Annotated in this window: 12 protein-coding genes and 1 pseudogene; 1 reads left to right on the top strand and 12 read right to left on the bottom strand. The window is 38.3% G+C overall.

Features of this window, described 5'->3' with window-relative positions:
* Positions 1-161: 161 nt before the first annotated feature.
* The 8 genes and pseudogenes from argD to ABNX05_RS07585 all read right to left on the bottom strand — a co-directional run bounded on the left by argD (position 162) and on the right by ABNX05_RS07585 (position 11248).
* Entirely contained in the window at positions 162-1292 is a 1131-nt protein-coding gene (gene argD, locus ABNX05_RS07620; RefSeq protein WP_349659175.1) for an acetylornithine transaminase, read from the bottom strand.
* A 129-nt stretch (positions 1293-1421) separates the two neighbouring features.
* Complete coding sequence (gene argB / locus ABNX05_RS07615; RefSeq protein WP_349659174.1) at positions 1422-2195, bottom strand: acetylglutamate kinase; 774 nt, start codon at positions 2193-2195, stop codon at positions 1422-1424.
* Positions 2158-3390 (bottom strand): bifunctional glutamate N-acetyltransferase/amino-acid acetyltransferase ArgJ, encoded by a 1233-nt coding sequence (argJ, locus tag ABNX05_RS07610; protein ID WP_349659173.1) that lies wholly within the window; start codon positions 3388-3390, stop codon positions 2158-2160. Before argJ ends, argB begins: the two co-directional genes overlap by 38 nt.
* 105 nt (positions 3391-3495) lie before the next feature.
* Positions 3496-4530: an N-acetyl-gamma-glutamyl-phosphate reductase gene (gene argC, locus ABNX05_RS07605; protein WP_349659172.1), complete on the bottom strand. Its 1035-nt coding sequence runs from the start codon at positions 4528-4530 to the stop codon at positions 3496-3498.
* Between the two features lie 218 nt (positions 4531-4748).
* Positions 4749-6200, bottom strand: a pseudogene (locus ABNX05_RS07600) (6-phospho-beta-glucosidase).
* 190 nt (positions 6201-6390) lie between these two features.
* Positions 6391-8364: a beta-glucoside-specific PTS transporter subunit IIABC gene (locus tag ABNX05_RS07595; protein WP_349659171.1), complete on the bottom strand. Its 1974-nt coding sequence runs from the start codon at positions 8362-8364 to the stop codon at positions 6391-6393.
* A 902-nt stretch (positions 8365-9266) separates the two neighbouring features.
* Positions 9267-10151, bottom strand: a complete 885-nt coding sequence (gene licT / locus ABNX05_RS07590; RefSeq protein WP_349659170.1) for a BglG family transcription antiterminator LicT — start codon at positions 10149-10151, stop codon at positions 9267-9269.
* 368 nt (positions 10152-10519) lie between these two features.
* Complete coding sequence (locus tag ABNX05_RS07585; protein ID WP_349659169.1) at positions 10520-11248, bottom strand: MurR/RpiR family transcriptional regulator; 729 nt, start codon at positions 11246-11248, stop codon at positions 10520-10522.
* 277 nt (positions 11249-11525) lie between these two features.
* Here ABNX05_RS07585 and ABNX05_RS07580 point away from each other — a divergent pair, with 277 nt between their 5' ends.
* Positions 11526-12854 (top strand): 6-phospho-beta-glucosidase, encoded by a 1329-nt coding sequence (locus ABNX05_RS07580; RefSeq protein ID WP_349659168.1) that lies wholly within the window; start codon positions 11526-11528, stop codon positions 12852-12854.
* Positions 12855-13154: 300 nt separating this feature from the next.
* Here the strand turns inward: ABNX05_RS07580 and ABNX05_RS07575 are convergent, their stop codons facing one another.
* From ABNX05_RS07575 to ABNX05_RS07560, 4 genes are read right to left on the bottom strand one after another with little or no spacing between them, the layout of a single operon-like run.
* Entirely contained in the window at positions 13155-14507 is a 1353-nt protein-coding gene (locus ABNX05_RS07575; RefSeq protein ID WP_349659167.1) for a glucose-6-phosphate isomerase, read from the bottom strand.
* Positions 14508-14530: 23 nt separating this feature from the next.
* Entirely contained in the window at positions 14531-14881 is a 351-nt protein-coding gene (locus tag ABNX05_RS07570) for an Asd/ArgC dimerization domain-containing protein (RefSeq protein WP_349659166.1), read from the bottom strand.
* Positions 14874-15080, bottom strand: a complete 207-nt coding sequence (locus ABNX05_RS07565) for a hypothetical protein (protein ID WP_349659165.1) — start codon at positions 15078-15080, stop codon at positions 14874-14876. The genes ABNX05_RS07570 and ABNX05_RS07565 overlap by 8 nt, the downstream gene beginning before the upstream one ends.
* Positions 15049-15198: a hypothetical protein gene (locus ABNX05_RS07560; RefSeq protein ID WP_349659308.1), complete on the bottom strand. Its 150-nt coding sequence runs from the start codon at positions 15196-15198 to the stop codon at positions 15049-15051. The genes ABNX05_RS07565 and ABNX05_RS07560 overlap by 32 nt, the downstream gene beginning before the upstream one ends.
* Positions 15199-15221 lie beyond the last annotated feature (23 nt).

Here is a 15221-nt window from a genome sequence, read left to right as displayed (position 1 = left end):
CGGCTCATCGGACGCCCCCAGGAAAGCGCCCAGCCGGAACGGAAATCAACCACACGTTATGGTGATAAGTCTTTTTTGATTAGCTATTAAAAATCTGCTAGACTTCTCACAAAAGAAAGTCTAGCAGATTCATTTTTTATCGTATTTAATTTGACCTGATACTATAACAGTATCGTTTTTAAAATCGCAACTGCTTCATCAATTTCTGCTTTTGATACGGTTAATGGAGGTAGTAGACGAATTACATTTGGCCCTGCACCTACTAATAATAAGCCGTTTTCCTCTGCCGCAGTTATATACGAGGCTACCTCAGAATCACCACAGCCAATGCCAAGAAGTAAGCCTTGGCCCTGTACGGTATACGCAGAAGGGAGATTCTCTTTTAACTGCTTCACAAAATATGCGGATAGCTCCTGTACATTTTGTAAAAATGCAGGTTCAAAGACATGATCAAGCACAGTTTCAGCAACACGCATTGCAAGTGGGTTTCCACCGAATGTTGTCCCATGTGTGCCAGGACTAAATGTTTCATATAGCTCTGCTGTGCCAAGCATACTACCGACAGGGAAACCTCCACCAAGCCCTTTTGCCAACGTTACAATATGCGGCTTTAAAATCGTTTGTTCAAAAGCATATTTTGTTCCTGTTCGTCCAATACCCGTTTGAACCTCATCGATTATTAGTAATATTCCTTTGTCGTCACAAGCTTTAGCTATTGCTGCTGCGAACTCTGGTGATACGCTGTTAACGCCACCCTCACCTTGAATCATCTCCAACATAATTGCTGAGACAGAATCGTCAATCGTTGCTTCAAGTGCTGCCACATCATTAAAAGGAAGAATTGTAAATTTTTCAACAAGTGGTCCGAAGCCGTTATGTACCTTGCCCTGACCTGTTGCGGACATTGCTCCAAAAGTTCGTCCATGAAAGGATTTCTCGAAAGTAATAATATGATTTTTCCCTGTATGCTTACGTGCAAGCTTGATGGCCGCTTCATTTGCTTCCGCACCACTATTACAGAAAAATGCATATGAAAGATGTGTATCAACTATTAATTTTTGTGCAACTTTCTCCTGACCAGGAATAGTAAATAAATTAGAAATATGCCAAAGCGTTCTACTTTGATCATGAATAGCCTCCACAATCGCAGGATGTGCATGACCAAGACTCACTACAGCAATTCCACTTGTAAAATCTAAATATTTTTTCCCCGCAGCATCTTCAACAACTGTTCCTTGCCCTTTGACAATTTGGGCGCGGCGATTTCCATAGTTTCCAAATAAAGCACTCATCTAATCACCCCTACTTAAATTCATAGCTAAAAATCTTCAATCTTACTCAACTATATTGCTACCTATATGCCATTAGAACAGTCATTCCTACTAAAACGAAGAATAACTTTCAAAGGCGGGGACAAGCATTTAATTCAAATGAGATAAAATTGTCGTACCTACTAAGGATTCCCCAACAATTTGCACGGATGGAATACCTGAATTTAAGCATTCGAGAGCTCCTTGAACCTTAGGTATCATCCCACCGTAAATATGCCCCTCCTCTATCCATTGATTGATGAAAGAAGGTGTTACTTTCGATTGATATTCACCGTTTATTCGAATACCATTTACATCTGTTACAAGTAATAAGCTATCTGCCTCTAAAGCTAGTGCTATTTCACTTGCTATCGTATCTCCATTAATATTCAACGCTTGACCATGTACATCCGCTCCGACGCAAGCAATAACTGGTACTACCCCTGCATTTATTAATGTTTCTAGCAAAGGTGTATTGACGGTCTTCACTTCACCAACAAACCCGAATACATCTTTATCTAAATAATCGGCTACAATCAACTGATCATCAAATCCGTTTAAACCAATTGCAGCTATGCCAGCCGTTGTTAATTCATGAACAAGCGCCGGATTGACCTTTCCTAATAACGTTGACTGTACGATATCCATTACAGCTTCGCTCGTTACACGAATACCGTTTATAGCATGTGATTTTATTCCACGCTCCGCAAGTTCACGATTGATAGCTGGGCCACCACCATGGGTAATAATAAGCTCTGCACCGCTCTCTTGAAGTTTTTTAAAATTCTCAAAAAATGATTCATTTAACCCTTCTAGCGTACTACCCCCAAGCTTAATAACCATTCGTTTACGAGCGATACGAGGCATTGATTTGAACGTAGTCATAAGTTAGATCACATCCCCAAGCATGCCCCTTGCCTTCCCCAATACCAAGTGACACATAAATTTTCACTTCATGCATTTTTAAAATTTGAATTAACTCATCCTCCGAGAATGGAACTGGCTCACCGTTTTCAACCATAGTTACACCGCCAATTTGGATCGTAATTTTTTCCGGATCAACCGTTGCGCCACTATAGCCTACAGCAGCAATAATACGTCCCCAGTTTGCATCACAGCCAAATACTGCCGTTTTCACAAGCGGTGAACCGACTACTGTTTTAGCAATTTTACGCCCTTCTTCATCCGAAATTGCCCCTTCAACTTCAACCTCAATTAGCTTCGTTGCACCTTCACCATCTTTGGCAATCATTTTCGCTAAGTCTTGAGCTACTGTTTTCAAAGTAAAGTAGAAGTTTTGCCAATCTGGATGATTAGGAGTTAGAGCTTCATTGCCTGCTAAGCCGTTTGCCATCACAACTACTGTGTCATTTGTAGATGTATCTCCATCCACTGTAATTGCATTAAAAGTCAAGTTTGTTAGATCAGATAAAGTAGCCTGTAGAACTTCTGATTCAATATTTGCATCTGTCGTAATAAAACCTAGCATTGTCGCCATATTTGGTTCAATCATACCCGAACCTTTTGCAACACCAGCGATAATAACCTCCTTACCATCAACGATAGTGCTGTAACTCGTGTTTTTCATAACGGTATCTGTTGTTAATATCGCTTGGGCAAAATCAATCGCACTTTCTAAATTATCCTTTGGCTCTAACTGATTAATCCCATTTGCTACTGGCTCCATTTTCATAATTTCACCGATGACACCTGTCGAGCAAACTCCTACTAAATTTGCCTCGATACCAAGCTTTTCCGCTACTAGGAATTGCATTGTTTGTGCATCCTTCGCTCCTTGCTTCCCTGTACATGCATTAGCATTTCCGGAGTTGACAATCATCGCCTGCATTTTTTTCGTTGTGTACACAACTTCTTTTGTTACTTTTAATGGTGCTGCCTGCACAGCATTCGTTGTAAAGACACCTGCTACACTCGCTGGTACTTCACTGACTAATACAGCTAAATCCTTTTTCTTATGCTTTAAACCACAGTGTAAACCCGCAGCTTTAAAGCCCTTTGGTGAAACAATATTTTTACTTGATAATTTTTTCATCATACTTGCGGATGCTATTAATGTCATAAAATCTTTCCTCCTTAGTTAATCAATTATCCTCGACATAAGAGATAAGAAACATTTGAAGCTGACGCTATGCTTTCGCTACATAAAACATTTTTCTGAAAGAAGTTAAATAAAGAATGGAACGACATCCAATCCTGTAATTTGTGGTAAATCTAATTGAACGTTCATATTTTGAATGGCTTGCCCAGCAGCCCCTTTGACTAAATTATCGATAACGCCAACGATTGTGGCACGATTCGTACGGCTATCTACTTTCACTAAAATATCGCAATAGTTCGAACCTTTAACACGGTTTGTTCCCAGACTATTAGCATCTGTAACAATCCGTACAAACGGATGCTTTTCATAAGCACTCCGTAAACAAGCTACTAGCTGCTCTTCTGTAACACCAGGCATAACAGGTGCATATGAGGTAGATAAAATCCCTCTAGTCATTGGCACTAAATGGGTATTAAAAGTAATAGTTGTATCGACCCCTGTAAACATTGAAATGGCCTGCTCAATTTCTGGTATATGCTGATGTGCATTCGTTTTATAGATTGATAAACTTTCATTCGCCTCGCTAAAATGCGTTGTTTGCGATGGTTTATTTCCGGCTCCTGAAATCCCACTTTTAGCATCAATCACTAAAAAGCTCGAATCAATCAATCTTTCTTTTAGCAACGGTAACAACGAAAGTAATACCGCTGTTGGGTAACACCCTGGATTTGCGACAAGAGAAGCATGTTGAACATTTTCTGCATTCCATTCGGTTAAGCCATATACACTTTGTTGAATAATTTCCAATGGTGCCGCTTTTTTACCGTACCACGCTTCATAGCTCGCTGGATCTTGTAAACGAAAGTCACCAGACAAGTCTATTAATTTAGGACCTTTCCCTACCAGCGGAGGTAATAGCTCACTTGTCACCCCTGAAGGCGTACTTGTAAAAACAACATCAAATTTCTCCAAAGCCTCATAATCAATTTTTTGTAAAGGTGTATCGGCTATATGAACGAGATGACCAAACTTAGAAGAAAAAGTGACACCCTCTTCTGAGGATGTGAATAAATCGATCCGCTCCACCGCTTTATGATTATGTAAAAATCGAATAAGCTCTAATCCACCATACCCGGTTGCACCAACAATTCCTACTCTCAATGCACTCACCTCTGTAATAAGTTAAAGTTAGTATACGTCTGCATATTTATTAAGTCAACTGAATTTTTATTTATTTTCGGATTTTTCGTAATCTTTATTTATCGAGATTAATGAAATTAAAAAAAAGCTGTCGCCTGCAAAATACAGACAGCAGCTTCAAAAGTTGCCTAACCTTTTTCAACATCCTTTATAAAGGGTACATTTAAAAAGCTCCAAACTCAATCGGCTTTGGTTAATCGAGATTTTTCTCCGTTGGATTCAATCACTTTCTTGTACCAGTGGAAGCTCTTCTTTTTCATTCTCTTTAGCGATCCCTTACCTTCATTATCTTTGTCGACATAAATATAGCCATACCGTTTTTTCATTTCGCCCGTAGAAGCACTGACCAGATCGATTGGTCCCCAACTTGTATACCCTATTATCTCTACGCCATCCTCGATTGCTTCAGCCATTTCTACAATGTGTTTTCTTAAGTATTCGATCCGATAATCGTCATTAATTTCACCTTCAGGAGTTACTTTATCGACAGCACCTAGGCCATTTTCAACCACAAATAAAGGCTTTTGATAGCGATCGTATAACTGATTCGCAGTAATCCGTAAACCCTTAGGATCTATCCCCCAACCCCATTCCGACTTTTCTAAAAACGGATTTTCAACAGAACCAAATACATTCCCATTTGTCGTATTTTTTAATACTTCAGGATCCGTGCTTGTTACCCTGCTTGCGTAATAGCTGAACCCGATATAATCAACGGTATGATTTTTCAGAAGTTCTTCATCCTCTTTTTCCATTTCAATCGTCAAATGGTGATCTTTAAAAAAGCGCTTTGCATAGCTTGGGTATTGGCCTCGTGATTGCACATCAATGAAGAAAAAGGACTCACGGTCTTTTTCCATTGCACTCCAAATATCTTCCGGATGACATGTATATGGATAGGTAGATCCTGCTGCTAACATACAACCAATTTTTGCATTCGGTATGATTTCATGACAAGCTTTAACAGCAAGTGCAGATGCGACAAGCTGATGATGTGCCGCTTGATATTGAATTTGTTGTTTATTCTCTCCCTCTTTAAAAACAAGGCCAGCGCCTACAAACGGTAAGTGCAGAAGCATATTGATCTCATTAAATGTTATCCAGTACTTTACTTAATCCTTGTACCTAGTAAACAGAGTTGTTGCGTACGTTTCAAAAAAATGGACCAATTTTCGATTTCGCCAACTACCATACGTTTCGATCAAGTGGATAGGTACATCAAAATGAGCAATCGTCACAACAGGTTCAATTCCATTATTTAAAAGTTCGTCGAATAAATCATCATAAAACCGCAAGCCTGCCTCATTTGGTTGATCCTCATCACCATTTGGAAAAATTCGTGCCCAAGCCACGGAAACACGCAGCACTTTGAATCCCATTTCCGCAAACAAAGCAATATCCTCTTTAAAATGATGATAAAAATCGATCGCACCATGAGATGGGTAATATTCTTCTTCGATTGGTTGAAAGGAATTGATTTGTCCAGTCATCACTTCCCAGCGTTTTTTGCCGGTCGGCAGCAAATCAACAATTGTTAATCCCTTTCCATCTTTAAAAGAAGCTCCTTCAACTTGATTGGCAGCGATTGCACCGCCCCATAAAAAGTCTTTAGGAAATACTAAATTATACATACTAAAACTCCTTTATAATAGTAGTGGAAGGAAAACGTGCATTGTGAGTTCAACAACGCTTCCCTTCATATTGATAATAAAGAGATCACTTACGCCTAGTTTTTAAAAGGACGTGCATTCCCCCAATCCTTTCAAAATTGCGACATCTGCCGGAGGGGGCTTCCCCTCCGACTGGATACTAACCCATCACTTAAAGTAGTGACAAACTACTGCCTGAAGTTATCCCCTCCAACTCGATTAAACAATCACCGACTTCAACGTGCTTAACTTTCGTTATCACTAGAAGATTGTAGTTATCAGAATTGGTCACAACGATTGGTGTTGTCACATCATATCCTGCTGCCTTAATTGCCGCAATATCAAATTCAATCAGAAGTTGCCCTTTCTCTAGACGAGCACCTAGTGCTGTATGAGCAGTGAAATATTTCCCATCAAGTTGGACAGTATCCATCCCTAGATGAATTAAAATTTCTACCCCTTGATCGGTTGTAATCCCAATCGCATGATTAGTTGGAAAAAGCGCAGAAACCGTTCCAGAAACGGGTGAAAATAATTTCCCTTCTATAGGCTCAATAGCAACTCCTTTTCCGAGTGCACCTGATGCAAATGCTGCATCTTTCAGATCTGATACACCTATCACTTCACCCATTAACGGACTCGCAATCACATCATTTTCAACAGGCATTTCTGGTTCTCCGCTGTTCGCATTTTGTGTTGAAACTAGCGTATCGCCAGCAGTTTCCGCTATTTTTGTCCTTCTTCCCATTCCAAATAAAAACGTCAGGATAAACGCGAGTACAAAACCAACAAGAACCGCGATAAAGGCGCCCAAAAATCCTGCAGTGAACCCATTCTCGGGATCGATAAAGGCTGGAAAACCAAAAATCCCTAGGCCTCCCATCATAAATTGCTGAGTCCCCGATACTCCTAGGATTGCTCCTCCAACAGCCGCAGCAACACAACTCATAATAAACGGTTTTTTCAATGGAAGGGTCACTCCATAAATCGCTGGCTCAGTGACGCCGAAAACACCAGAAATAAACGCTGGAATACTAAGAGTTTTCAACTTTTGCTGTTTCGTTTTAATCCACACTGCCAGAACAGCTCCGATTTGTGCGAAAGAAGCCGCAAATGTCAATGCTAAAATTGGATCTGAACCCAAAACCGAAATATTGTTTATCGCAACCGGAACCAAACCCCAGTGCAGACCGAAAATAACAAATACTTGCCACAAACCACCTAGAAAAGCTCCAGCCACTAATGGGCTTAGTTCATAAATCCAAATTGTTCCTTGTCCTAAAAGTTGACCAGACCATGTTGCAATGGGTCCAATGACCATGAATGTAATCGGTACAACAACAAGCAATGTAAAGAAAGGCACCAAGAACATTTTCACAACATCGGGAATTACTTTTTTAAATCCATTCTCTACTTTTGCCCCAAAATAAGCGGCAAGAATGATCGGAATAACAGACGATGCATATGTCATTAAAATAACAGGCATTCCTAAAAATGTGAGATAAATAGGTGATTCAATGATTGTGCCCGCAAACAATGTATACAGCGGTTCACCATCTGTTAGGTCAGACAGTGCTGGAGACAGCGTTGGATAAACCAATGAGGCCCCTATAGCCATCCCGATAAAAATATTTCCCCCGAATTTCTTACTAGCTGTGTAACCGAGGAAGATTGGGAAAAAATAAAACAATGAATCGCCTATAGCGTTTATGATTTGATAAGTCCCTGAAGTATTGCTTAACCAGCCCAATGTGACAAACAGAGCATTAAACCCTTTAATCATCCCGGTTGCTGCTAAAACACCAAGAATCGGAGTAAAGATACTCGAAACGACGTCAATAAATTGGGTAAATAACCCTTCTTTCTTTTTATCAACATCTTCTACAGACGCTTCTGTATGAAAACCGCCAATCTCGACAACTGCTTTATAGACATCTGGTACATGATTTCCGATGACCACTTGATACTGACCACCACTTTTCATGACCATAACAATGCCTTCCATATTCTTTAGGACATCAGTCTGTACCTTTCCTTCATCTTTTAACTTAAAACGCAAACGAGTAATACAATGAACAACGCTGATCACATTTTCCTTACCGCCAACATTTTCAATAATATCTTTTGCCAATTGTTCATACTTCAACTGACTCCACCTCCCCTTTCTATCCTTTTTTCACAAATGAACACAGACATCAAAAAACCTACATAATATAGTCCTCTTAAACCAGATAAAATACACTATATTAGGAATTTTAAATCGAAAAGTCGTTCTCTTTTTGAAAAGAGCAAGTCCGGTAAATCGGGTTCAAAAAAGCAATCCAATTTATTAGTAGCGCTTTCTCAATAATGTTTTCCACCATCTTTAAGGGATGTCGCCGTCACACATTGAACACTCCTAGATAGCAACCATTTTGCTAGTGAGAAATCATTCAAAACAAGTGATGGTGATTTTTTCAACAAAAAAACCTGATTCAACTTGGAACAAGGCACATTCATACATCGTGCCGTTCAAAGTAAATCAGGTTATGCCCAAAGATGGTAACATTCCTTCAAAAGATATTTAATTTACCCTAGATTATTTATCCACATATACAAAATCCCACTGAAAAATTACCTATCAGCTTTTCTTTGGATTCTCTTTTTCACTTAAAATATGAAAAAGAACCCATTTCTGTTAAGGTTATTGCGTTGAAACAAACACCAAAGAAAAGATTCTTATATTGACTACTTTATTGCAAGTACCCTTATATTTCATTCGTTTTACTAAATTAACCCAAGTTGCTTGACACGGTTCTCATGCCCGACAATTTATCTAAAACCTTATAAGTAATCAATAGAATTAGTTAACTAATAAGTAGTAATGTTTCTAAAATTAAATATGTTGATTAGAGGAAGTATTTTCTCTACTTTATTAATAGTTACTTTTTTCATAGTAACTGCCTCCCTTATTAGTTGTTTTTTAATAGATTGATAATTATCTTATAATCACAATATACTGAATTAATATTAAAGTCAAATTTTTCAGTATTTTTTAAAAATAAGTTTTTATTCAGATGAACCATCTAATTTGTATCGGTTGATGATACGATGAATGTGTAATGTTAAATAAGTTATTTCTTCATTCGATATAACCCAACCATACGTATTCTCCAAATAGACCATAATCTTTTGACTACACTGAAAGGCCGTTGAATATTTCTTTTTTACTTGTTTATAAAGGAATGGGTCATTTCTTTTGGCCTCTTTCTCTTTCTCTTTCTCTTTCTCTTTCTCTTTCCGAATAAACCGGATTGCAGAGAAACGAAGATGAGTTAAGAAACGTTCATGGTTGACTGAACTTTCATCTAATTCCATCCGGAAATGATATTTAACAATATTCAAAATATTTTTAACAATTTCAGTAATTCGTACAGATGTAGCCATATCTTCACTGAATAGTTGACTGTTCACTAAATGCAAGGCAATCGAAGCGGCCTCATCTTCTCCAAGTCGGATTCCTGTATCACTTTCAATGATATCTAAGGATTTTAAGGCAATTTGAAACTCCTGCTTATAATATTTTCGAATTTCCCATAACAATACGTTCTTTAAATACATCCCTTGTTTGTGTCTGCTAATCGCGAAGCTTAAGTGATCCGTTAATGCAACATATAAATACTCATCCAATTTGCTTGAAAGTTGGGATTGGGCATAGTCAAAAATTTTTGAAGAAATATTCATGTATAGTTCAGAAGTATCTTTCAATAAAATAGAAAGCTTCTCAGAGATCTCATTGTTCTCCAATACAAAGGTCTTTTCAATTTTGGAAGCATCAATAGTCTCACCAATTTTCTTCTGAAAAGCCAACCCCTTCCCCATAACTACAATTTCCTGATTCAATTTAGTAGTCGTCACAACAACATTATTGTTTAAAATCTTTTTGATGTACATTTAGACTCCCCCTTCACGAGTTGTTTGCAAATAAAAATAACGATGACATAAAAATCTAAATGTGGATTTAAGAATAGCCTTTTAGCAATTTGATTTCAAACGTAGATTTTGCCTACCAAACAGGAACAACACATACATTCAACTGTAAGCGCTTTCTTTTTTTATTATCTTAACAAATAATAATCTTTTTTTGTAAGAACAATATACATTTTGAATTCTACAAAATGTTTAAAACAAACATAAGAAGACGATGACAAAAGAGAGCCGGCGTGGGTTTAAAGAGCCCGTTCGGAACACGGACATTGTCTAAATAAAGATAAAAAAAATATTTTTTATTACCCTCTACGTTGACAAGGAGCGAACTATAACTAGTTTTCTTCTTGAGTAAGTCTATAAATTTCACGAGCCACTGATTCTAAGATATAAATAACGGGTACCTGTGTCGTAATATCTGCGTTTTTAAACCATTCTTCTGTTACATAATAAGGAATATTTATATCAGAAATTTTCGCTATGGTCGAATGTTTACTATTGGTAATACTAATAATCTTACTTCCTTCTTGTTTCAACTGATTGATATGAGTGACCGTAAAATCATTTTCACCCCTGACAGATAAAGCGATTGTTACGCTATTTGAGTTGGCTTGAATCCGAAAGAACGGATCTTTTATATACACAGAAAATTTACCTAAGCTTGAGAAATATCGTGCTCCGTATTCAGCTAGAATACCAGAACCTCCGATTCCAATAAAAATGACATTATCTGATTCTGACACAACACGAGCAGCTTCCTTAATATTTTCTTCTAGATTTCCTGTTAATGTCCTCTCGAAAAATTCCATTACAGAATGCCCGGAGCCTTTTAACTGAATCGCATTATTTTTTTCTAAATGCCATTTTAGCTTCACTTTAAATTCTGAAAAGCCCTCACAATTTACTTTTCGACAAAAACGTAAAATCGTAGAGGTTGATACATGGGTTTCATCTGCAAGTTCACGTATCCGCATATAGATCACTTTTTCGCCGTTTTGACAAATATAGTTGTAGACAGATGTCTCTAACTCATTGAATGACGCAATCGCCTCAATTGTAAACATGTCTAAATGATTCTCCTTTCCTTATAAAATGAGAAGACAACCAGTACAATACTTTGAAGGTAGCGTACCATATCTTTTCAATAAAACACAACGTTACATCGTTGTAACAAATACTTTCTTTTGTTATAAAAAACTAAATGCTCTTTCTCTCTTCACCATCTTACTGAATCGAGTATACAATCAAATCAGAAAGTGAGAATACGTCACTTTGTAATACCCTTAAGAGTTAAGAAATTCCATAGCTATGTTTGCTAAATTATACGGAGGTGCTTAGACGATGACAAAAGGGGTTAAAATTGCAACAATTGGCGGAGGATCAAGTTATACACCTGAATTAGTAGAGGGTTTCATTAAACGCTATGATGAATTACCTCTAAAGGAACTATGGTTAGTCGATATAGAAGCTGGAAAAGAAAAATTAGAAATCGTTGGAGGGCTTGCCAAGCGCATGATCGAAAAAGCAGGACTTCCCATCGAAGTGCACTTAACGCTTGATCGCAGAGCTGCTTTAAAAGATGCGGATTTTGTGACGACTCAATTTCGTGTAGGACTGTTAGATGCTCGTGCAAAAGATGAAAGAATTCCATTAAAATATGGTGTCCTTGGTCAGGAAACAAATGGACCAGGTGGTTTATTTAAAGGATTGCGCACAATTCCGGTTATTTTAGATATCTGTAAAGACATGGAAGAGCTCTGTCCTGATGCATGGTTAATCAACTTTACAAATCCTGCTGGCATGATAACCGAAGCCGTATTGCGTTACTCTACCATAAAAAAAGTTGTCGGCCTATGTAATGTTCCAATCGGAATGGAAATGGGGATTGCCAAGTTACTAGATGTAGACCATTCTCGAATTCGTATTGACTTTGCAGGTCTCAATCATATGGTTTATGGGTTAGACGTATATGTGGATGGCGAGAGCGTTAAAGATCAAGTCATTAATCTGTTAATGGATCCTAATAATAGCAGCTTTGTAAAAAATATCGAAGGCTTAGGTTGGGAACCCGCGTTCATTAAAGCTCTTGATGTTCTAGCATGCCCTTACCATATGTATTACTACAAAACAAGAGAAATGGTAGAAAGAGATACTGATAACGCTAAAAAAGAAGGTACTCGCGCCGAGGTCGTTCAAAAGTTAGAAACCGAATTATTTGAACTATATAAAGATCCGGACCTAGCGATTAAACCACCTCAATTAGAAAAACGTGGTGGCGCGCATTACTCGGATGCAGCAGTTCGCTTAATTACGTCTATCTATACAGACAAAAGAGACATTCAACCAGTTAACACACGAAATAATGGTGCAATCGCCAGTATTCCAAATGACTCGGCAGTAGAAGTGAGTTGTATTATTACAAAAGACGGCCCTAAACCAATTGTGATGGGAGATCTTCCTGTACAAGTTCGAGGGTTAGTCCAACAAATCAAGTCATTTGAAAGAGTAGCAACGGAAGCCGCAGTAACAGGGGACTACAATAAAGCAGTTCTTGCGTTAACAATCAACCCACTGTCTCCTTCTGACACCATTGCCAAAGAAATTGTAGATGAAATGTTAGAAGCACACAAAGAGTTTTTACCTCAGTTTTTTCAAAACGTTACATCCTAAAAATACACCAGTTTACGTTGACACCAGAACAATTCGATGATCAAAAGGGCTTGAGAATGAAAAATTCCCAAGCCCTTTTGAGTTGTTCAATTTTATTCGTGTAAAAAACTTTTGGTTTTCTCGTCATGTTCCTAGCAGAGGCTAATCCCATTTTTGCTACCCGTTCCACTGTCAAGAGTAGAGTGGGCTTGGATCACCGAGTTGTCATATTCGCCAAGTGCATACCAAAAACCAGGAAAAGAAATAACACTTCTACTGGCATTTAATGTAATCTTATTCAATTATTCAATTATTCAAATCTCATTTTCGCAGTCGTTTCTCCAACAGAGCTTGTTGCTTTTCAAAACCTGGTTTTCCAAGCAAAGCGAACAAATTTGTCTTATACGCTTCAACCCCAGGTTGATCGAATGGGTTAACCCCTAGCAAATAGCCACTCATAGCGCATGCCAGTTCAAAAAAATACACCAAATACCCAAAATGATATTCGTTTAATTCAGGAATTGTAATAAGCAAATTAGGAACGCCTCCATCAGTATGGGCGAGCATCGTTCCTTGAACAGCTTTATTATTGACAAAATCAATCGTTTTCCCGGCTAAATAGTTGAGATCATCCAAATCTGTAGCCGCCGCTTCAATTGTCAATTCTTCACGAGCTTTTCTCACATTCAATACCGTTTCAAATAAGTTGCGACGCCCCTCTTGAACATACTGTCCCACGGAATGTAAATCGGTCGAGAAATTAGCCGAAGCTGGAAACAATCCTTTACCATCTTTTCCTTGACTCTCTCCAAAAAGCTGTTTCCACCATTCCGCTACATAATGCAACGAAGGCTCGTAGTTGACAAGTACCTCTGTCGTCATCCCTTTATCGTATAAAATGTTCCTCACAACAGCGTATTGATACGCTTCGTTCGTGACAAGAGAAGGATCATTAAAATTGTTTTGAGCAGCTAGAGCCCCATCCATCATTGATTGAATAGACAGTCCACTGACTGCGATCGGTAAAAGGCCCACAGCGGTCAGTACTGAAAAACGCCCACCTATATCATCTGGGATAACAAAACACTCATATCCTTCGGTCATCGCGAGTGTTTTAAGAGCCCCTTTCATTTTATCGGTTGTTACATAAATTCGTGATCGTGCTTCTTCTTTCCCATACTTCTCTTCCAGGAATTTTTTTAAAATACGAAAAGCAATCGCTGGCTCTGTAGTTGTTCCTGACTTTGAAATGACATTGACAGAGACATCCTTACCTTGGAGTAAGGAAAGCAGATCGCTTATATACGTAGAGCTAATATTGTTGCCAACAAAAAACACTTGTGGCCTTTTTCGTTGTTTAGACGATTGTATATTATAAAAGGAATGATTTAATGCCTCGATCGCGGCTCTTGCCCCTACATAAGAACCACCTATCCCGATGACAAGTAGGACTTCGCTATCAGCCGTTATTTTTCGAGCAGTCGCTTGAATTCGTGAAAACTCCTCTTGATCATACTTCTGTGGTAGATCAAGCCAACCTAGATATTCGCTTCCTGCCCCTTTTCGACTATGTAATGAATGATGCGCCGATGTAATAAAATCTTGCTTGTACTCCATTTCATGATGCCCCATAAATCGCAATGTTTGATCGTACTGAAAACAAATTTTTTCCATCTTAAAAGCCTCCTTCATACCTGTTATGCTACCACTGTACAAAATGTCTCTTCAAAAAGCAAACAACTAAAAATAAATGGATCTATGGTACAGTTCCCTTTTACTATTGATAAAAATGAGGTAACACCTCGATTGTTAGCCATGTAGGCTAAGAGCATAACAGCTACACTTTGTAGGCTAAAAGATATGGTTGTATCGACCCCTGTAAACATTGAAATAGCCTGCTCAATTTCTGGTATATGCTGATGTGCATTCGTTTTATAGATGGATAAACTTTCATTCGTCTCGCTAAAATGCGTTGTTTGCGATGGTTTGTTTCCGGCTCCTGAAATCCCACTTTTTGCATCAATCACTAAAAAGCTCGAATCAATCAATCTTTCTTTTAGCAAACGTTAACAACGAAAGTAATACCGCTGTTGAGTAACACCCTGGATTTGCGATAAGAGAAGCATGTTGAACATTTTCTGCATTCCATTCGGTTAAGCCATATACACTTTGTTGAATGATTTCCAATGGTGCCGCTTTTTTACCGTACCACGCTTCATAGCTCGGGATCTTGTAAACGAAAGTCACCAGACAAGTCTATTAATTTAGGACCTTTTCCTACCAGCGGAGGTAATAGCTCACTTGTCACCCCTGAAGGCGTACTTGTAAAAACAACATCAAATTTCTCTAAAGCCCCATAATCAATTTTTTGTAAAGGTGTACCGGCTA

It is taken from the genome of Lysinibacillus zambalensis, from assembly GCF_040183165.1.
Classification (GTDB): Bacteria; Bacillota; Bacilli; order Bacillales_A; family Planococcaceae; genus Lysinibacillus; species Lysinibacillus zambalensis.
The sequence above is the reverse complement of the archived record's forward strand: the minus strand, read 5'-3'. Positions and strand labels throughout refer to the sequence as shown.